Raw genomic sequence first — 20,146 nt, 5'->3', positions numbered from 1 at the left:
CATAAAAAACCATATAGCTTGTACCATTCTTAATCGAACAAAATTATTTGACGGATCGCGTCGCCATTTGCTAAACGCTCAAAGCCCAAATTAATATCTTCTAGTTTTAAGGTGTGAGTTATTAATTTATCAACTGGCAAACGTCCCATTTTATAAAGTTCTATAAATCTCGGAATGTCAATCGTCGGAACACAGCTTCCTAAATAACAACCCTTCAATGTTTTTTCCTGCCCTACCAAGGTTAAGGGATTCAAACTCAAGCGTGCGTCAGGATGCGGTAATGCACCGGTGACCGTTACTCCACCTTTCTTTGTAGCATTGAAAGCAAAATCTAAAGCTGGCATCGCGCCTGCAAACTCCACTGATTTATCCACCCCTCCTAGCGTCATTTCTTGCTTGAGGTCCTCTAATGCGCTTTCTGAGCTAGAATCTAAAGAATGAGTCGCACCATACTCTTTTGCTACCTTCAGCTTAGCATCGCTTATGTCTGCGGCGATTATTTTCGACGCTCCAGCGGCAATTGCACCTAATATAGCCGATAAACCAACCCCACCAAGCCCGACGACCAAAACAGATTCACCGGGTTGCACTCCCGCAGTATGAACCACCGCACCAACACCCGTCATCACAGCACAGCCAAATAGAGCAGCTATTTCGAATGGAACTGATTTGTCAATCTTTACCAAGGAATAGACTGATGCAACTGCATATTCAGCAAAACCTGAAACGCCCAAGTGATGGTGGTAGATCTCTCCTTTATTGTTTTTGATTTTCTTATCACCATTGAGTAAAACTCCTTCGTTATTAGCTTTTGCCCCTGGATTGCATAATGCAGCCCTTCCAGACATACAATATTCACAGCGTCCACAGGATGGCAGAAACGCAAAAACAACATGGTCACCTACCTCAAAATCTTTGACATCCTCACCTAATTCAGTAATTATCCCTGAGGCTTCGTGGCCAAGCACCATAGGCATTGGACGAGGACGGTTACCGTCTATCACCGAAAGGTCTGAATGACAGAGACCTGCAGCCTTTATCTTTATTAGAACTTCTTCCTTCCCAGGTTTTTCAACCTCAACCTCCTCTATAGTTAATGGTCTCGATTCAGTATAAGGACGTGAATGCCCTCCTGATTGATGGAGAACCGCTGCTTTGATTTTCATAAGTATAAATTAGTTATAATATTCTTCCGGACCTTTTTTGAACTCACCCCACTTAATAGGATCATGACCTGTGACTACCAATGCATCATATTTATCTGCATATTCATGGAGTTTCTTTACTGATCTTACAGTGTCAACCGTTGAAGCTAAAAAACCAGGCAAAGCCTTTTCCTCCCAATGGTCTGTCGTGTAGGCAGCATCAACTGTTAATAGAATGGAACCTGAATTGGGCAGTGTGATTAAAAAGCTGCAGTGACCAGGAGAATGTCCCGGTGTTGGAATGATTTTAATAACTCCGTCCCCGTAAACATCAAACTCATCATTATAATTCAACTCTAGGAATTGCCATTTTAAGTTGGGTTTGTCGAAATCCTTACGGATATATCCACCTGCAGCAAACCAATCTGGAGTAAATGCATATTCATATTCCTTTCTTTGCACAACATGTGTTGCATTCGGAAAGTTTCCAATTGCTCCCGTGTGATCTAAATGAAGATGAGATTGCAGAACGAATTTTATGGAAGATATATCTATTCCTAAATTTTTAATGACTTCAACACATCCTTCCGATTCATCCATAACAGGCCAATAAACTTGTGTTATTCCACCCCAATGTTCCAAAGCGTTTTGAGCACAATGTACAGAGTTGCCTCCATCTATTATGATATTTCCTTTGGGGTGAGTAATTAAATACCATGGAACAGGAATCTCATAAGGGTCTAATGATGCGTTCATTTTGATGTTGTTCTCTTTACATTTCAAAATGCCAGTTTGAAACATATAAAGTCTGATGTCTTTTTTCATAGCAAGTTTTTTGTTGGTTAGATATATCCCCTAAAATAATAAATCAGAATAAATAATCACAATCATTTTATTAATTTAATTAATTATTATATAACAATTAATATCAAATTTACATTAAAGAAATTTTGACTCTGCTAAAACCTTTAGTGCTTTTTGTTCAATCTAAACTTTGATGTATCTTGCCAAAAAAATATTTAATCATGCGTGTATTAGCTGAGTTACCTCATCCAGATTGTAAAATCACAATCTTCGGAATGAACCAGAAATTTATTATAAAATTTGAACAAGGAAGTTTAGAACAATCGTATAAGTTAGCGGAAGCTGATGTGGTTGGTGGAGTGAATGGAATATTTGAATTGCTGGATGAAGACTTTATGAAAAAAGTTTTGGACCTTTTCGCACAAATGAGAAGTGCAATAATTGAAACTTATAACAAATATCAATAATTAATATATGTAAATCATATTTACACTTGATAATTAAGTGTTTATATAATAAAAAACCTGAATTCAAAATTATATTTGGCAATTCAGGTTTTTTTTATGTTGAAGTTTTTATTTAAGTTAAATAAATATTTTAAATAATATTCTTAAATAATTGATTTCCAATTATGAATAATTCATAAAAAATTTTATTTGGCTAATAATTCTGCCAAATAATCCACTCCTACACTTGCTTTTTCTGATATTTTATGGACTGGAGGTACATTATAATTTTCTGCATTAGGGTCTATAAGAATCAATTTGCAGTTTGGTTTTGTTTCATAAATTAAGTTTGCAGCAGGGTAAACTTGCAATGATGTTCCAATAGTCACAAATACCTCTGCTTCTCTCGCCAACTTATATGCCTGCTCCATATTCGGGACTGCTTCACCAAACCAAACAACGTGTGGACGCAATTGCGATCCTAATTCACATTGTTCTCCTCTTTTTATTTCTGCTCCTTCAATATCGTAAATAAGTGTTGGATTAATTGATGATTGGGATTTTGTAATCTGACCATGTAAGTGCAGTACCTTAGAACTACCTGCCCGCTCGTGCAGATCATCTATATTTTGTGTGATGATATGGATGTCATAATCTTTTTCGAGTTCTGCGAGTTTCAGATGAGCATGATTTGGTCGCGCTGAAAGACAATCCGCCCTTCTCTTATTATAGAATGCCTGTACCAATTCTGGATCTTTCAACCAAGCTTCAGGAGTGGCAACATCTTCAACTCTATGCCCTTCCCAAAGACCATCTGAACCACGGAAAGTCGGAAGACCGCTCTCTACCGAAATTCCTGCTCCTGTAAATACAACTACTTTTTTCATATGTAATTTTAAAAAAAAAATCGGCTTCATTCGTCAATGAAACCGATTTTATGATGTTACTGTGAATGTTACTTCACAAAATATCTATGTTCAATAACTGTTGCTTCAGGCTGTTTGCCTTCAATAGCTTCCTTTACTGGGCAGCTTCCAGTTACTCCTCTGAAAATTAATGCTCCACCCAATGTGATACCCGAAAATGCCGTAATGGGATTTTTGAATAGCTTTCTAGCTCCCATACCTAATATAAAACCACCAGCTATAACTGATAAAATACGCTCCGAGGTCCCAACATTTCCTAATTCACAGGACTCATCTAGCTTTGTCTTTACTTTGTCGATTGCAAAATTTAAAATACCGCTCATAATTTTCGAAATTTATTCCTTTACAATATAACGATTGAAATATTAAAATGTTTCTACTTAGGTATAAATTTTGTGTTAAGCCCCGTATAATTCGTAAATTCAAACTTTCTGTATTTAAAATAAGTCTATGCGCGTAAAAAAATATTCTGGTGAGCTCGTGCCGTTTGATGAAACAGCTCTTCGACGCTCCCTTACTAGATCTGGTGCAACTGAAAATGAGGTTAATATGGTATATGAATCCATTAAAACATCAGTATATGATGGGATATCTACCAAAGAACTTTATGAAATGGCATTTAATGCCCTAAGGGGTAAAAAAAACTCCTACGCAGCTAGATATAGTCTAAAGAAAGCAATCCGAGAACTTGGTCCTGAAGGGTTTTATTTTGAAAAATGGATTGCAAGATTGTTTCAAGAAGATGGATATGAAGCAATAACTGGCCAGACTGTTCAAGGACATGCAGTAAGTCATGAAATTGATGTAGTTGCGGTCAGAGGAAATGAAATGCTCGCAGTTGAATGCAAATTCAGAAATGATGCAGATGCCAAGATTTCGGTTACGACTCCAATGTATTTCAAATCTAGAAAAGAAGATATAACAGGAATATCCTATAATTTCTTTAATCAAAATCGTCAATTTACGGATGGATGGCTCGTCACAAATGCTTACTTAACTACTGACTCTATATCATTTGGAAATTATTATAAAGTAAATCTTCTGTCTTGGGATTATCCTAAAGGTAGTTGCTTAAAAACTAGAGTTGACAGCAATGCAGAATACCCAGTGACCTGCTTAACTAATATTACTGAGCAAGATAAAGCGATGTTACTAAAAAGCCAGATTATATTGGTCAAGGATCTAGTAAAAACTCCACAGGTTATGGATAGAATACAGATCCCTAAAAATAAACAATCACTTATATTAAAAGAGGCAAATGAATTAATTAACAGTCCTTTAGAACATGAGTAATAAATTTGTACGTGAAGAAATTAACTTCCTTAAAGGTGCCCGCGGACGCTGGAATGAACTAAAATATGCATTTGGTGTAGTCTTTCAGTTTATGAAAGGCTTTAGAACTTTGCATTTTGTTGGCCCATGCGTTACGGTATTTGGTTCTGCTCGATTCGGTGAAGACCATCCATATTATATTCAAGCCCGAGAGATCTCTGCAAAACTAGCCGAACAAGGATTTACCATCATGACCGGCGGTGGTCCAGGAATAATGGAAGCAGCAAATAGAGGCGCAAAAGATGTTAATGGAGCTTCGGTCGGATGTAATATCGTGCTCCCGCATGAACAAAAGCATAATCCTTACATGGACAAATTTGTAAACATTGATTATTTCTTTGTCCGTAAAGAATTGCTGCGAAAGTATTCCTTTGCATTTGTTATTATGCCAGGCGGTTTCGGAACTTTGGATGAGTTTTTCGAAACATTAACCTTGATCCAAACCAAAAAAATATCCCAATTCCCAATCGTCGTAATGGGTATGGATTTCCATCAAAACATTAAAGAACATGTCGACAGGATGATCATTGAAAAGACGATCAGCCCTGAAGACCAGGATCTATTGCTCTTTACCGATGATATCCAAGAAGCAGCTGCACATATCCTTAAATATGCCGACACCAATAAGATCATAAAACTTCAAGACCCGAAACCAAGCTGGATATTGGGAGAGAAAAAAGCGATTTGACGAAGTTGGATGTTCGGTCCCTGAGCGTAGCCGAAGGGCCCGAACAATCACAGACTAGACAAACCGATCTGGTCCCTGAGCTTCGGCTCCTGGTTTCGACTCCGCTCAACCACCGGGCCGAAGGGCAGTCCCTGGGCTTCGGCTCCGCTAAACCAACGCAGCCACTGAGACGAAGGGCCAATTATTTTTTCATACTTCTTTAGGCAAATAATTCTTAAAATGAGAATGATTTTTACATTCAGAAACTTTTATTAAATCATCGTAAAACCCACTAATAAGCAATTCTTTCTTTTTTCTACTCCATCCCTGTACCTGTTTTTCTCTGTGGAAAGCATCTTCAATTCTTTGGAATAATTCAAAGTAAACTAATTCCACAGGTAAATGCTTTTTAGTATAATTCGATCCTTCTCCATGATTATGCTGTAATATTCGGATTTCTAAATTCACCGTACTTCCAGTATAATAGCTTCCATTAGAACAACGTAAAATGTACATATAGCCCATTATTAATCATATAATTTATGATTAATAAATTTAATTATATAATATTAGAATTGCTTTTGAGGGTTGTTAAATTTTGTTTAATAATTCCTGGGCTTCGACTCCTGGTTTCGCCTACGCTCAACCAACGGAGCGGTCGAGCCGAAAGGCCGAATATCTAAAGTTCTGCAGGAAAATATACTTTCCCGTATTTATTCAGTTCTTCCAATCCTTTCAAATCGTTAAAAATCCCGAACACGGAAGATCCTGACCCGCTCATAGAAGCATAGATAGCTCCATGTTCATAAAGCTTTGCTTTAATATCTCCAATAAGTGGATATTTCTCAAATAAGGAAATTTCAAAGTCATTTTTGATATGAAATTTCCATTCTTGAATCGGTAATTCTATTGCTTTTCTCAGGTCTACTTCAGGAATCATAGGACTCACATTACTATAAGCTTCAGCAGTGGAAATATGAATATCGGGTTTGATTACGACAATTTTATATGCACTCAAGTCTAGACTAATCTCACTCAGTTCAGTTCCAATACCTTCAGCGTACATAGATTTATTGTCTATGAAGAACGGGCAATCTGCACCCAATTGGGCAGCATATTCCTTTAATCTATCCTTCTCAATATTGAGTTCGTAATAGTCGTTCAAAAGTTCGAGCGTACTGCTAGCATCCGAAGAACCGCCACCTAAGCCAGCACCAATAGGAATGTTTTTAAGGAGATGGATCTTTACAGGGTTAATATCAAAGTCTTTTTCAAGTAATCTGAACGCTTTTAAACAGAGGTTATCTGTGTCCGCAGGCAGGTCTGAATTCCAAATATGCAATTCAAGTTTAGAATGAGGCAGAATCTCAACCACATCATAAATCTTGACAGGATAAAAAATGGTCTCCAAATCATGATAGCCATCAGGTCTTTTCTTGCGAATATGCAATCCTATATTAATTTTTGCGTTTGCGAACTTGAGCATATACAAATTAAATGATTTTCTTCAATGTAGCCAATCACTATTTAATGTTCCTAACAACCTTTTATTATATTTGATGTCGGATGATCAAGCAATACATATCTTTATTATTGATAATACTATCACTGTTCGCTGGGAACTATTCCTTTGGGCAGAGCATTCCACGCGTAGGAACTCCATTTGTCGAGCAGTATAATAAAACTGAATATAAAGCTGGGAACCAAAATTGGGGACTCGCAGTAAGTGATGCCGGAATTATTTATTCAGCGAATACTGAAGGGTTGTTATCTTATGATGGCCAGGAATGGCAATTGCATAGGATGAAAAACAATGCTGGCTTAAGAAGCGTAAATATAGATCCAAGTGGCAGAATCTTTGTTGGTGGAGCTGGGGAATTTGGCTATTGGACTAGGTCAGACTATGGTAAGATGACCTACACCAGCCTGACTGGCCTTGTCAAAGATAAACAAGCATTAAAAAACGACGAGATCTGGAGAATTATATTAGATGGTCAAAAAGTATATTTTCATACATTTTCCAAGAGCTACCTATACCACAATAACCAAATCCAAACTGTAACGGCAGATGGGGAGCCATTTCTTTTCGGATTCAATGTAAATGGGAAAATCTTTTTCGAACAAATCCCCTCAGGACTACACGAATTCAAACAGAATGGTCTAGTTCAAATAAAAGATAAGCATAAAATAATGGATGTTAATATCTTAACTATGCTTTCTTTCACCTCCACTGAAGTTTTGATCGGAACTGATAAAAACGGAATCTTTAAAATGAGATCAGATGGCAGTATTGAACCATGGCCAAATGAAGCTCAGGATTTATTGAAAAAATACCAAATAAACAATGGGGTCAAACTCTTCGGAAATCAGTACGCTTTTGGAACGATACAAAATGGAATCATTATCCTGAATCAAAACGGAGAAATAGTTCAGCATATTAACAAAAACAATGGACTACAGAACAATACCGTCCTAAGTTTAGCTACAGATAAACAATCGAATTTATGGGTGGGTCTTGACAATGGAATTGATCGAATAGATATTAATAGTCCCTTGTATTATTATTCTGATTTAACAGGAAACATCGGAACTGTTTACAGCTCAATTATTTTTAATGAGAAAATCTATCTCGGTACCAATCAAGGATTGTTTGTCAGTGACTGGCAAGGAGTTAACAAATATAAATCATTGAGTTTCAAAATTGTTCCCAACTCAGAAGGTCAAGTTTGGAAACTGGAAAATATTTCAGGACAGCTGGTGTGTGGACACAACAATGGAACTTTTATTGTTGAAGGTTCGGGATTGAGGAAAATTTCATCAGTCACTGGCGCTTGGAATTTCTCCTCCATATTAAATTCCAATTATTGGTTGCAAGCGAATTATACAGGTATAGGTCTAATGCAAGCCGGTAACGGTATAACATCCTTGAAGCAATTTTCCTTTAAAAAAGATCCAATTCGAAATATCATGCAAATTGGACCTCGGGATTTTTGGCTTAGCAACAATCAGAACATTTTTAGTTTTAAACTTAGCCAAGATTACCAAAATGCAACGGAGTTCAAAATTGAAAATAACGGGTTGCCAAAGGATACAAAGTTGCATGGTATCTATAATTTGTCAAACAATGTAGTCTTTGCAAGTGATTCAGGTTTTTATTTGTTCGATAATATCTTAAAAGTATTTAAGCCTTACGAGGAGCTGAATGTGCAATTATCAACTTTTAAAAATGCAAACAAGGTAATTCCAATCAATGCAAATGCATATTGGTTTATTAAAAAATCACATATTGCTAAAATACAGTTCCTTTCTGATGGAAAACTTAAAATCGATTCCAGTTCATGGAATTCATTAAAAGGTAGGATGATGAATGATTATGAACAGGTCTTGAACGTTGATGAAAGATTATCTCTTATTGGTCTTGACAATGGTTTTGTACTCTATTTTAACCAATATCCAGTTCAACAAAATTTGCCAAAACCAATTATTACAAGTATTTGGAATACAACAGATGAACCGATTTCACTTTATGAAAACCTTGAAATACCTAACAATAAAAACAATATCCGGTTTTCTTTTGCTTCGCCATGGTATTCTTCTGCCCCATTAAAATATCAGTTCTATTTAGAGGGATACTCAGAAAATTGGTCTAATTGGGAAGAATTAGCTTTTAAAGACTTCACAAACCTGCCATTCGGAAATTATGTGTTCCAAGTTAGATCAATAACGCCAAATGGAACTCAATCTGAAATTACTTCTGTCAATTTCAAAATTTTGCCGCCTTGGTATTTGAGTTGGCCAGCCATAATATGCTATATCATACTCATATTTTTGATTGTTTACTTCGGCAAGAAATGGTATGAAAACAGATTAATGGCTCACCAAAGAAAATTAAAGAAAAAGCTCCTTGAGGAACAAGAAGAACGAATGGCCAGAGAAGCAGCCGCCAATGAAAAAAAACTTATATCCTTGAAAAACATTCAATTGGAGCAAGAACTTGAAAGTAAAAATAGAGAATTGGCAAATGCTGCAATGAATATCGTCTACAAAAATGAAATGCTCAATAATTTACACCATGAGCTAACTAACCTTAATGATTCAAATGGGAATAAATTAAGTAATGATCAAATCCGAAAAGTAAGTAAGCTTATTGATGATGCTCATAATGATGACAGAGATTGGGATCTGTTTGAAAAGAGTTTTAATGAAGCTCATGAGAACTTCTTTAAAAAACTGAAGGCTGAATATCCTGAACTTGTCCCTAATGATTTAAAACTTTGTGCTTATTTAAGGTTGAACATGTCTAGTAAAGAAATAGCCTCCTTATTAAATATCAGTACTCGTGGTGTAGAAATCAGAAGGTATAGGTTAAGAAAAAAATTGAACCTACCTACTACAAAAAATCTAACAGAATTTCTCCTCGAAGTATAAGCTATAGATATTCTATGCATGAAGATATGGTCAGTCAAGTAATATGACCAGTTACTTACTTTGCTAAAAATTTTAAGCTTTTTGTGTTGTTTTTTGCTAAAAATCCTCCTTCTTACTGAAAGTAAATTCAAAAAATTCATATATTTTTTTACTTCTTACTACTACAAAACTACATCAATCCATCGAAATATAATATGTGTAAATCATACACTTAGTATTTGAAGTTGTAAGGAATATAAATTTTTTAATAATTTAATATTCAATACTTTAACATTTAATTAATATCACATTGAGCAAGTAAAATTTTCATGTAGTAGTAATGTAGATATGAAAAATTTCGATTCCAAACCAATACATCACATATTTGTTAAGTGAATAAACACTTTTTTTTACTTAACTAAACATTTTTACTCAATTAAACCATTTGTTATATGAGGAAGTTATTTACACTGACCTTTGTTTTCCTACTAAGCTTGACCTGGCTTTATGGACAAAACAAGACCATCACTGGTACGGTAAAGGATAGTCAGAGCATGATGGCATTGCCTGGCGTTTCCGTTACGATCAGCGGTCAATCAGCAGGAACACAAACGGATGAGGCAGGCCGTTTTAGCCTAGAGGCTGCTCCTACTGATTCGCTCGTATTCTCTTTTGTAGGATATGTATCCCAATCTGTCGTCGTTGGTGAGAAAGCTCAAATCAATATTTTCTTAGACGATGAAAACTTAGCACTTGAAGAAGTAGTTGTGGTCGGGTATGGTACTGCGAAGAAAGTCGATCTTACCGGAGCAATTGGTAGTGTGAAAGCGGCTGAAATTGTTAAACAACCAGCTATGTCTGCGATGCAGTCTATCCAAGGTAAAGTAGCTGGATTAAACATCACTGCTTCTGAAGCTCCCGGCTCTACACCACAAGTAAATATTCGTGGTCTTGGAACTGCTCTAGGGGGTAGAAATCCATTGTATATCGTAGACGGTTTCCCAATGGAAAACTTAAATAGTATTAACCCTTCTGACATTGAGTCCATCGACGTATTAAAAGATGCATCTTCAGCATCTATTTATGGTATCCGTGCCGCAAATGGGGTAATTATGGTTACTACCAAAAAAGGTAAAGCTGGATCTGTAAAAATCAGCTATGAAGCATATGCTGGTATGAAAAATATGCTCAATAAGGTTAAAATGGCTGATGCCTCTCAATATATTCAATATTACAACGAAAATATAACTGGTATTGGACAAGGAACTCAATTAAAACCTCAACAAAATTATAATACGAATTGGTTTGATGAAATTTTGCAAAATGGAACTGTTTATAACAATACCATTAATATTTCAGGTGGGTCCGAAGTAGTTGATTATTTCTTAAGTGCGAATAATTTTACTGAAAATGGTATTATAGATGGTTCTAAATTTGTTAGAAATACAATCAGAAACAACAATACCTATAAATTTTTGGATAACAAATTGAAGTTTACACAAACCTTAAACTTATCCTTTAATAAATCAACTCCAAAGCCGTTTAGTTCTTTTAATGATGCATACCGCCAAACGCCTTTGGCACCGGTAATGTTCGATAATGGAAGATATGGAACTTCAATTTACAACACTACCACTGGTATTGCGGGATACCAAACTGGCCCGAATGAAGCCTCAGGAAATTTAAATTCTATTGGAAACCCAGTGTATGCTATTCAAAGAGCAAACGAATTGCAAAATTCAACTCGTTTACAGGGAGGTATGGAAGGTGAATACCAAATTTTGGATTACTTAAAAATTAATTCTAGGATTGGTGCAACAAAGATATTTACAAACGGTAGAACCTTTTCAGACATCAGAGATTCATGGTTGAATGGAAATCCCCTACGTACTGAACAAGAATTCCAAAAATTAAAAACTGACAACCCAGACGCTGTTTCTTATGCTAACAATAGTTTGACTTACAGCAAATCGGAAAACTTTAGATGGCAATGGGAAACATTCTTGACTTTTGACAAAAATTTTAATGGTCATCAAATCAATGCAGTGGCTGGATTCTCCATGGAAAAATTCAATATTTCAAATAATATTTCAGGAACAGGCTATGATGTGCCTGTACAAGAACAATATTGGAATCTAAACATGGCATCGGCTGATTATAACAAAGTTTTAAATCAAACTTATAATACGCCAACCGCTCTTTCTTCTGTTTTTGGTAGAGTTCAATACAACTATAACAGTACGTATTATTTAACGGCTACTCTTCGTAGGGACGGTTCAAGCGTATTTAAAGCAGCTGGTGATTATTTCGATATGTTCCCGTCATTTGGTGCTGGTTGGACAATCTCTAATGAAGATTTCTTGAAAGATAACACCGTTTTGAATTTCTTGAAATTAAGAGCCAATTGGGGTATTTTAGGTAATCAAGACATCCCATTAAATGTTTCTCAATTATTGACTGCTGATGGAAGTTCAAACTACAATTACGTATTTGGACCTGGCCAAGACCTAGTATTAGGTGCTGCATTTGGTAGCCCAGCCATACCATTGAAATGGGAAAAAACTCATGAAACAGGTGTAGGATTAGATTTTGAGATGTTTGACAGAAAATTATCTGGTTCATTCGATTATTACAATAAATTAAATACCAATGTATTAATGAATGTACAGCCTATTTTAAACTCTGCTTTTGCCAACAATTTTTACGATCATGGCGGAAAAGTTAGAAACAATGGATTTGAAGCAGTTTTGAGTTGGAAAAATTCTATTTCTGAGGATTTCAACTACAATATTGGTGTTAATTATGCCTATAATCACAATGAGTTAATCGATGTGCAACCAGCCTACGATGGAGCTATCGGTGGTAGTTTATCTAATGGACAAATTACAAAACAAATCAAAGCTGGACAGCCTATCTATGGTTGGTGGATGTGGGAAGCTGATGGTGTATGGCAAAATACAGCAGAAATTGAATCAGGAGTAAAATATGGCTCACCAAGGCCAGGTCATTTAAAATATAAAGATCAAAATGGCGATGGTGTGATCGACAATAGAGATAAAGTATTCTTTGGATCGTATATGCCGACCTCTACTTATGGGGTGAATATTGGAATCAATTATAAAGCGATTGACTTCTCTTTATCAGGTTATGGTGTTGCGGGCAATAAAATCTATAATGCGTTAAAAGGAACTAGGATTAATGGTGGTGAAAACATTACCGAGGATACATTTAACAACCGCTGGACAAAAGAAAATAAATCTAATACAAATCCAGGTGCAGACAGAGATTCTTATGCATCTAGTTATTATCTAGAGTCTGGTAATTATTTCAGGATCAATAATATCACATTAGGATATACCTTTAAAAAACTGTATAACTCTACTTCTAATATGCGATTATATGTTACTGCTCAAAATCCATTTATGTTCACCAAATACACTGGGTTCTCCCCTGAGATAGCAAGTGATGGAGATCCAGCCTTGACTTCAGGAATCGAGCTTTCCGCTTATCCAACAACAAGAAATTTCCTATTTGGTATCAATGTGCAGTTTTAATCTTTAATTACGAAATAACATGAAATTTAAAAATATAAATATAGCACTTCTTATGGCAGCTGGTTTTATGATAACTGGTTGTTCAAAAGATTTTTTAGATGTTCCATCTAGAGAAATTATTGAAGCAGGAGATAGTGAAGAAAATTTTTCACCAGAGGTGTTGGTGAACGGGGTATACGGAATGTTTACTGATTGGAATTATGGATTTTCTTTTTTGGGAATTACAGAAATCATTTCTGACAATTCGGATAAAGGGTCCTCACCTACTGATACTGGTGGTGATAAAGACATTCTTGACAATTTAACCTTTACATCAACAGCTGGTTCTTTTGCTGCATTGTGGGAACAATGGTATAAATCAATCGGACGTGCAACCAATTCAATTCAATTTACTGAAGAATATGGTTTGACTGATGAGAATTTAAAGAACAGATATATAGCAGAAGCAAGATTTCTGAGAGCTCTCAATTATTTTTGGTTAGTAAGAGGTTGGGGTGATATTCCTATTCAAGAACAAGATTTAATCAAAAGAGTTCCGGCAAGTGAGGTATATGATTACATTGAAGCCGACCTTAAATTCGCGATTGATAATCTGCCTGAAAAATCCAAATACGCCGCAAAGGATCTAGGTCGAGCTACAAAAGGTTCGGCACAAGGTTTATTGGCAAAAGTTCATCTTTATCAAGGTGAATGGCAACAAGCCTATGATATGGCGCAGGCAGTAATTAGTTCTGGTGAATATGCACTTGAACCAAATTATGAGAAAATATGGAGATTGGCAGGTGAAAATGGATCTGAATCAATCTTTGAGGTACAAGCAAGAGGTTCGTCTATTGCACATGGTATTCAGCAATATTCTCAAACCCAAGGACCTCGTGGAGGTGCCGCTGGTATTGGTTGGGGATTCAATACCCCTTCAAAAAATCTATTAGATGCTTTTAATTCAGAAAATGATGCTATCAGAAGAGATGCAACCATTATTTTCAGAAATGAAACCATGTATGATGGCCGAGAAATTGGAAATACAGAAAATGAAATGTACAATGAAAAGGCCTATTCATCTGCGAATGGTGGAGCTGGGGATACAGATAAAAACCTTAGGTACCTACGCTTAGGAGAGGTTTATCTGATCAAAGCAGAGGCTGCGAATGAACTCGGGAATACCGCTGAAGCACTTACAGCGCTGAATGCAATTAGATCGAGGGTGAAATTGCCAAATTCAACAGCATCAGGACAAGCAGCAATCAGACAAGCGATCTGGAAAGAACGTCGATTGGAATTAGCTATGGAGCATGACCGTTGGTTTGACCTGGTAAGAACAAAGCAGGCTGAAGCTGCAATGAAAGCCGCAGGAAAACCGTTTCAAGCAAAACATTATCTGTTCCCAATTCCAGATAATCAGATTATTCAAACGCCTGATATGATTCAAAATACTGGCTGGTAATTTTTCATACAATTAGAGGGAAGATCTTCTGGTCTTCCCTTTTCAATAAGAAAATTTGAACACATGAAGATCTCTTTCATTTTTATTATTAGTTTACTGTTTTTGGGATGTTCCAAATCCAATGACCCTTCTCCTACTCCTAATGATGGATTTGCTGTAAATTCAGTTGCAATTGGAAATAATGCACTTACAGCTAATCCCAAAGGAATAGAGTTGGCACCTGAATTTATAATAACTTTTGATGAAACGATTGCAGATCAAGATCTTGCTAACAACATTCAAATATTGAATGCTGATAAATCTACAATTCCTGCTACAATAAAATTAATTGATGCTGGAAAGAAAGTAACAATCAAACCGAATGCTAATTTATCTCCCTTATCAAAATATGAGATATTAGTAAAAAACACCTTAAAAAGTACTTCTAATAGTACTTTAAAAATGCAATATAATTTCTCTTTTAATACCGCAATTGACCAATCTGACAAATTCAAGAGGATATCTGAAGATGAGCTTTTAACCCTAGTTCAAAAACAGACATTTGCCTATTTCTGGGATTTTGCTCATCCCACTTCCGGAATGATCCGGGAAAGAAGCACTTCTAATGAAACCGTAACTATTGGAGGAACGGGATTCGGGATAATGGCAATAATTGTTGGTGCAAATCGAAATTTTATCAGCAAAAATGAAGGCTTGGAGCGAACAAAAAAAATAGTCGCCTTTCTGAAATCCGCAGACAAGTATCATGGTGCTTTTTCACATTGGTATAATGGTGGAACTGGTAAAACACAGCCATTCAGTGAAAAGGACAATGGTGCCGACCTAGTGGAAACTTCACTTTTGTTCCAAGGATTAATTGCCGCAAGGGAATATTATCAAGACCCGAATCTAAGTACTGATATCAATAATCTTTTCAATGCCGTCGAATGGAGTTTCTTCCAAAATGGCCAAAAAGCACTTTATTGGCATTGGAGCCCTAGCCATGCGTGGGATATGAATCTTAAAATCCAAGGTTGGAATGAATCATTGATAACTTATGTTCTGGCGGCAGGTGCAACAAATCATGCTATTGAAAAATCAGTATATGATGAAGGTTGGGCCAAAAATGGTAGCATAAAAAATGGAAAGAGCTTCTTTAATTATGTTCTACCATTGGGACCTGATAATGGTGGTCCTTTGTTTACCGCACAATATAGTTTCTTGGGAATAAATCCTACAGGATTAAAAGATGCTTATGCAGATTATGAATTGCAAGTAAAGAACCAGACACTTATCAATAGAGCTTATTGTATATCAAATCCAAAAGGGTACTATGGATATGGCAATAATAATTGGGGACTTACTGCAGGTGATATACCAAATGGATATGGTGCTCAATCTCCGAATAATGACATAGGCGTTATTGCGCCAACTGCTGCATTATCATCCATGGCTTTTACTCCTAAACAATCAAAAGAAGCACTGGAATTTTTCTATTATAAATTAGGAGACAAACTTTGGGGGAAATATGGATTCAAAGATGGCTTTTCCTTACATGAACCATGGTTTGCAGAAAGCTATATTGCAATTGATCAAGGACCAATAATTATTGCCATTGAAAATCATAGAAGCCAATTGATTTGGAATCTGCTAATGAAAAGCCCAGAAATTAAAAATGGATTAAAAAAACTCGGCTTTACTTCACCCCATATATAATACAAAATGAAAATACGTACACTAACTATCGGTTTATTATTAAGCGTGGCAGGTCTTCAAGCCTGTCAGAACACCCAAAAAACAGAAAACAAGAAAGACAGTATCTCAGCTGATAGCATATCACTTTCCAATGACTCCTTGATGAATAAAATTCAGCAACAAACCTTCCAATATTTTTGGGAAGGCGCAGAACCAACATCGGGACTTGCTAGGGAAAGAATCCATATTGACGGAGAGTACCCACAAAATGATCAAAATGTCGTGACTACTGGTGGTAGCGGATTCGGAATCATGGGATTGGTAGTTGGCATGGAGAGAGGCTATATTACTAAGAAAGAAGGTGAAGAGAGACTGAACCATATCATGGACTACTTAGCTAAAATACCTCGATTTAAAGGGGCTTGGTCACACTGGTATTTTGGAGATACTGGAAAGGTAAAAGCATTCAGCGACAAGGACAATGGCGGTGATTTAGTAGAAACAGCATTCCTTACTCAGTCTTTAATTGTTGTAAGAGAATATTTTAAAAATGGTTCAGAAACACAGAAAGAAGTTGCCAAAAAAGCAGATGAATTGTGGAAAGGAATTGATTGGAATCATTACACCAATGGAAAGAACGTATTACTTTGGCATTGGAGTCCAACCCATGATTTTGGTATGAATCACCCTATTCAAGGTTATGATGAATGTTTGATTACCTATGTTTTAGCTGCATCTTCTCCTACTCACCCTATTGATACAGCAGTATACAATCAAGGATGGGCAAGAAATGGTAAGATAAAATCAGATCTAAAAAAATTCGAAATCCCAATCGGGATAAAGCATAATGCCAAAGAAGGCCAAGTTGGTCCATTATTTTGGGCACATTATTCCTTCTTGGGATTAAATCCTATAGGATTAAAAGATCAATATGTTGATTATGGTCAAGTAGTTGAAAACCATGCGAGGATTAATATTGCCTATGCAGAGGAAAACCCAAGGAAATTTAAAGGCTATGGAGCTGATAAAGCTTGGGGACTTACTGCTTCATATTCCATCACGGGTTATGATGCACATCACCCCGACAATGACAAATCAGTAATTAGCCCTACAGCTGCATTATCATCCATCCCTTATACACCAAAGGAAAGCCTTTCATTTGCAAGGTATCTATTTAATCATTTGGGAGACAAAGTATGGGGAAAATATGGATTTTATGATGCTTTCAGTGAAACAGAAAATTGGTATCCTCAACGTTATTTGGCAATAGACCAAGGTCCTATTGTTGTCATGATGGAAAACTACAGGTCAGGGTTGATTTGGAACCTTTTTATGCAAGCTCCAGAAATTCAAGATGGTCTCAAAAAATTAGGATTTCAAAGCCCCAATTTGAAATAAGGGTTAAAATTGATCATAAATGAAATTATTAAAAAATATACTCTGCATAGCAGCAGTAATAAGCAGTAATTTAGGTCATGCTCAAGAAAATCAGAAGATGAATCAATTCATCAATGACTTAATGAGTAAAATGACTGTAGAAGAAAAAATTGGTCAGTTGAATCTGGTCACTGCGGGTGAAGCTACCACAGGATCAGTTGTGTCAACAGATGTTGAGTCAAAAATAAAAGCTGGAAATATTGGTGGGATATTCAGTGTGACCACGCCTTCCAAAATCAGAAAAGCTCAAGAATTAGCAGTTAATAATTCAAGGTTAAAGATTCCGATTATATTTGGGATGGACGTTATCCATGGATATAAAACTATTTTTCCGATTCCATTAGGACTGGCTGCTACTTGGGATATGCCATTGATCCAGAAAACAGCAAGGGTAGCTGCAATTGAAGCATCTGCAGATGGACTGAACTGGACCTTCTCTCCTATGGTTGACATCTCCAGAGATGCAAGGTGGGGAAGAATATCTGAAGGTTCGGGAGAAGACACTTACTTAAGCTCCAGAATTGCTCGAGAAATGGTTATTGGTTATCAAGGTGATGATTTGAGCAAGAACAATACCTTAATGGCATGCGTAAAACATTTTGCCTTATATGGTGCTGCAGAAGCAGGTAGGGATTATCATACCACGGATATGAGCCTACATAGAATGTACAATGAATATCTTCCACCTTATAAAGCAGCTTTAGATGCAGGTGCAATGTCCATAATGACTTCTTTCAATGATATTAATGGCATCCCTGCCACAGCAAATCATTGGCTTCTGACAGATCTTTTAAGGGATGATTGGAAATTTAATGGTTTAGTTGTAACAGATTATACTGCTGTCAATGAATTGATTGATCATGGCCTAGGTGACCTTCAGAAAGTATCTGAACTTTCCTTAAAAGCGGGTGTCGATATGGATATGGTTGGTGAAGGCTTTCTGACGACATTAAAAAAATCCTTGGATGAAGGAAAGGTAACTCAAGAAGAAATAGACAGAGCATGTAGTTATGTTCTTGAGGCTAAATACAGACTTGGTTTATTTGATGATCCATTTAAATATTGCAGTGACGAACGCGCTAAAAATGAGATTTTAACTCCAGAACACTTAAAATTAGCAAGGGAAGCTGCTGGTAAATCATTTGTTCTCTTAAAAAATGATAATCAAACTTTACCATTAAAAAAACAGGGAACAGTAGCTGTTATTGGTCCATTGGCAAATACAGGAGCCAATATGCCGGGAACATGGAGTGTAAGTGCTGATTTGGCAAACACTATGTCTTTGGTAGATGGCATGAAATCAGCTTTGGGAAATAAGGTGAAAATTGTTACCCACCTAGGATCTAACTTGACAGATGATGCTGCATTACAAGAGCGTTCAACTATGTTTGGTCGCACTATCCCTAGAGATGACCGAGACCCTCAGCAGATTATTGATGAAGCTATTAATACAGCGAAAGATGCTGATGTGATTATTGCTGCATTAGGTGAAAGTTCGGAAATGAGTGGTGAAAGTTCTAGCCGCACCGATTTGAATATTCCAGAAAGTCAAAAACAACTTTTACAAGCACTTTTGAAAACAGGAAAACCTGTTGTATTAGTACTTTTTGCCGGAAGGCCACTTACCCTAACTTGGGAAAATGAAAATGTTCCAGCAATTCTTAATGTATGGTTTGGAGGAACCGAAACTGGTAAAGCTGTAGCTGATGTATTATTTGGAGATGTAAACCCTTCTGGAAAATTACCGGCAACATTTCCGCAAAATGTAGGTCAATTACCAATTTATTATAGTCAGAAAAATACAGGTAGGCCATTAGCGAAAGATGCTTGGTTCCAAAAGTTCAGATCAAATTATCTCGATGTGAGCAATGAACCGCTTTATCCTTTTGGATATGGTTTAAGTTATACAAACTTTACCTATTCGAACTTGACACTAGATAAGAATAGCATAACAAAAGCCGATAAACTGAAAATATCCGTGAATGTAAGGAATAATGCAAATTATGATGGTGAGGAAGTTATCCAGCTTTATCTTCAAGATCTGGTTGGTTCTCAAACCAGACCAATTAAAGAACTCAAAGGATTTCAGAAAGTATTTATTGAAAAAGGTAAATCTAAGGACATAGTTTTTACTATATCTGAAGAAGATTTAAAATTTTTTAATCAGCAATTGGAATTTATTTCTGAACCTGGAAAATTCAAAGTATTTATTGGAACAAACTCTAGAGATGTTCAGGAGGCAGAATTTGATTTAATAGATTAACAAACTTGCATAATATATAGTACCTATGAAAAAAGAAGGGCTGCATT

General features: G+C 36.2%; 15 protein-coding genes. 9 read left to right on the top strand and 6 right to left on the bottom strand.

The genetic code is table 11. From position 1 onward, the window contains the following. Positions 1-29: 29 nt before the first annotated feature. Both CRT24_RS09855 and attM read right to left on the bottom strand, forming a co-directional pair. Positions 30-1,166, bottom strand: coding sequence for a zinc-dependent alcohol dehydrogenase family protein (locus CRT24_RS09855; RefSeq protein WP_099371068.1), 1,137 nt, complete (start codon positions 1,164-1,166; stop codon positions 30-32). Between the two features lie 9 nt (positions 1,167-1,175). Then, on the bottom strand, positions 1,176-1,970 hold the full coding sequence (gene attM, locus CRT24_RS09850; protein WP_218962604.1) for an N-acyl homoserine lactonase AttM: 795 nt from the start codon (positions 1,968-1,970) through the stop codon (positions 1,176-1,178). 200 nt (positions 1,971-2,170) lie between these two features. Between attM and CRT24_RS09845 the strand changes: the two genes are divergently transcribed. Beyond that, a complete protein-coding gene (locus CRT24_RS09845; protein WP_099371067.1) occupies positions 2,171-2,416 on the top strand; it encodes a hypothetical protein in 246 nt (81 codons plus the stop codon). 185 nt (positions 2,417-2,601) lie between these two features. Here CRT24_RS09845 and CRT24_RS09840 read toward each other — a convergent pair whose 3' ends face one another. Both CRT24_RS09840 and CRT24_RS09835 read right to left on the bottom strand, forming a co-directional pair. Further along, complete coding sequence (locus CRT24_RS09840; RefSeq protein ID WP_099371078.1) at positions 2,602-3,282, bottom strand: NAD-dependent deacylase; 681 nt, start codon at positions 3,280-3,282, stop codon at positions 2,602-2,604. 68 nt (positions 3,283-3,350) lie between these two features. Further along, entirely contained in the window at positions 3,351-3,644 is a 294-nt protein-coding gene (locus tag CRT24_RS09835) for a DUF2892 domain-containing protein (RefSeq protein ID WP_099371066.1), read from the bottom strand. 127 nt (positions 3,645-3,771) lie between these two features. Here CRT24_RS09835 and CRT24_RS09830 point away from each other — a divergent pair, with 127 nt between their 5' ends. Beyond that, on the top strand, positions 3,772-4,614 hold the full coding sequence (locus tag CRT24_RS09830) for an ATP cone domain-containing protein (protein ID WP_099371065.1): 843 nt from the start codon (positions 3,772-3,774) through the stop codon (positions 4,612-4,614). Then, on the top strand, positions 4,607-5,341 hold the full coding sequence (locus CRT24_RS09825) for a TIGR00730 family Rossman fold protein (protein WP_099371064.1): 735 nt from the start codon (positions 4,607-4,609) through the stop codon (positions 5,339-5,341). The genes CRT24_RS09830 and CRT24_RS09825 overlap by 8 nt, the downstream gene beginning before the upstream one ends. A gap of 189 nt (positions 5,342-5,530) precedes the next feature. On the opposite strand, the gene CRT24_RS09820 is transcribed toward CRT24_RS09825, so the two are convergent. After that, a complete protein-coding gene (locus CRT24_RS09820) occupies positions 5,531-5,836 on the bottom strand; it encodes a GIY-YIG nuclease family protein (RefSeq protein ID WP_218962603.1) in 306 nt (101 codons plus the stop codon). Between the two features lie 163 nt (positions 5,837-5,999). After that, on the bottom strand, positions 6,000-6,806 hold the full coding sequence (ispE, locus tag CRT24_RS09815; RefSeq protein WP_099371062.1) for a 4-(cytidine 5'-diphospho)-2-C-methyl-D-erythritol kinase: 807 nt from the start codon (positions 6,804-6,806) through the stop codon (positions 6,000-6,002). 80 nt (positions 6,807-6,886) lie between these two features. On the opposite strand from ispE, the gene CRT24_RS09810 reads away from it, so the two are divergent. The 6 genes from CRT24_RS09810 to bglX all read left to right on the top strand — a co-directional run bounded on the left by CRT24_RS09810 (position 6,887) and on the right by bglX (position 20,099). Continuing rightward, a complete protein-coding gene (locus CRT24_RS09810; protein WP_099371061.1) occupies positions 6,887-9,748 on the top strand; it encodes a triple tyrosine motif-containing protein in 2,862 nt (953 codons plus the stop codon). 431 nt (positions 9,749-10,179) lie between these two features. Next, positions 10,180-13,281, top strand: coding sequence for a TonB-dependent receptor (locus CRT24_RS09805; RefSeq protein WP_099371060.1), 3,102 nt, complete (start codon positions 10,180-10,182; stop codon positions 13,279-13,281). A gap of 19 nt (positions 13,282-13,300) precedes the next feature. Further along, entirely contained in the window at positions 13,301-14,725 is a 1,425-nt protein-coding gene (locus CRT24_RS09800; RefSeq protein WP_099371059.1) for a RagB/SusD family nutrient uptake outer membrane protein, read from the top strand. 63 nt (positions 14,726-14,788) lie between these two features. Further along, entirely contained in the window at positions 14,789-16,420 is a 1,632-nt protein-coding gene (locus CRT24_RS09795; RefSeq protein ID WP_099371058.1) for a glucoamylase family protein, read from the top strand. 6 nt (positions 16,421-16,426) lie between these two features. After that, positions 16,427-17,797, top strand: coding sequence for a glucoamylase family protein (locus CRT24_RS09790; protein ID WP_099371057.1), 1,371 nt, complete (start codon positions 16,427-16,429; stop codon positions 17,795-17,797). A gap of 19 nt (positions 17,798-17,816) precedes the next feature. Beyond that, on the top strand, positions 17,817-20,099 hold the full coding sequence (gene bglX, locus CRT24_RS09785; RefSeq protein WP_099371056.1) for a beta-glucosidase BglX: 2,283 nt from the start codon (positions 17,817-17,819) through the stop codon (positions 20,097-20,099). Positions 20,100-20,146: the final 47 nt, after the last annotated feature.

Origin of the sequence: Sphingobacterium sp. 1.A.5 (genome assembly GCF_002734235.1) — a bacterium.
Lineage (GTDB): Bacteria > Bacteroidota > Bacteroidia > Sphingobacteriales > Sphingobacteriaceae > Sphingobacterium > Sphingobacterium daejeonense.
This window is presented reverse-complemented; position numbering and strand designations above follow the sequence as displayed.

Bases quoted from the DNA above. Each gene is read 5' to 3' on its own strand.
- bglX (WP_099371056.1), top strand. From the start codon at position 17,817: ATGAAATTATTAAAAAATATACTCTGCATAGCAGCAGTAATAAGCAGT.
- CRT24_RS09840 (WP_099371078.1), bottom strand. From the start codon at position 3,282: ATGAAAAAAGTAGTTGTATTTACAGGAGCAGGAATTTCGGTAGAGAGC.
- CRT24_RS09800 (WP_099371059.1), top strand. From the start codon at position 13,301: ATGAAATTTAAAAATATAAATATAGCACTTCTTATGGCAGCTGGTTTT.
- CRT24_RS09810 (WP_099371061.1), top strand. From the start codon at position 6,887: ATGATCAAGCAATACATATCTTTATTATTGATAATACTATCACTGTTC.
- CRT24_RS09825 (WP_099371064.1), top strand. From the start codon at position 4,607: ATGAGTAATAAATTTGTACGTGAAGAAATTAACTTCCTTAAAGGTGCC.
- CRT24_RS09830 (WP_099371065.1), top strand. From the start codon at position 3,772: ATGCGCGTAAAAAAATATTCTGGTGAGCTCGTGCCGTTTGATGAAACA.
- CRT24_RS09855 (WP_099371068.1), bottom strand. From the start codon at position 1,166: ATGAAAATCAAAGCAGCGGTTCTCCATCAATCAGGAGGGCATTCACGT.
- CRT24_RS09835 (WP_099371066.1), bottom strand. From the start codon at position 3,644: ATGAGCGGTATTTTAAATTTTGCAATCGACAAAGTAAAGACAAAGCTA.
- CRT24_RS09820 (WP_218962603.1), bottom strand. From the start codon at position 5,836: ATGTACATTTTACGTTGTTCTAATGGAAGCTATTATACTGGAAGTACG.
- ispE (WP_099371062.1), bottom strand. From the start codon at position 6,806: ATGCTCAAGTTCGCAAACGCAAAAATTAATATAGGATTGCATATTCGC.
- attM (WP_218962604.1), bottom strand. From the start codon at position 1,970: ATGAAAAAAGACATCAGACTTTATATGTTTCAAACTGGCATTTTGAAA.
- CRT24_RS09845 (WP_099371067.1), top strand. From the start codon at position 2,171: ATGCGTGTATTAGCTGAGTTACCTCATCCAGATTGTAAAATCACAATC.
- CRT24_RS09795 (WP_099371058.1), top strand. From the start codon at position 14,789: ATGAAGATCTCTTTCATTTTTATTATTAGTTTACTGTTTTTGGGATGT.
- CRT24_RS09790 (WP_099371057.1), top strand. From the start codon at position 16,427: ATGAAAATACGTACACTAACTATCGGTTTATTATTAAGCGTGGCAGGT.
- CRT24_RS09805 (WP_099371060.1), top strand. From the start codon at position 10,180: ATGAGGAAGTTATTTACACTGACCTTTGTTTTCCTACTAAGCTTGACC.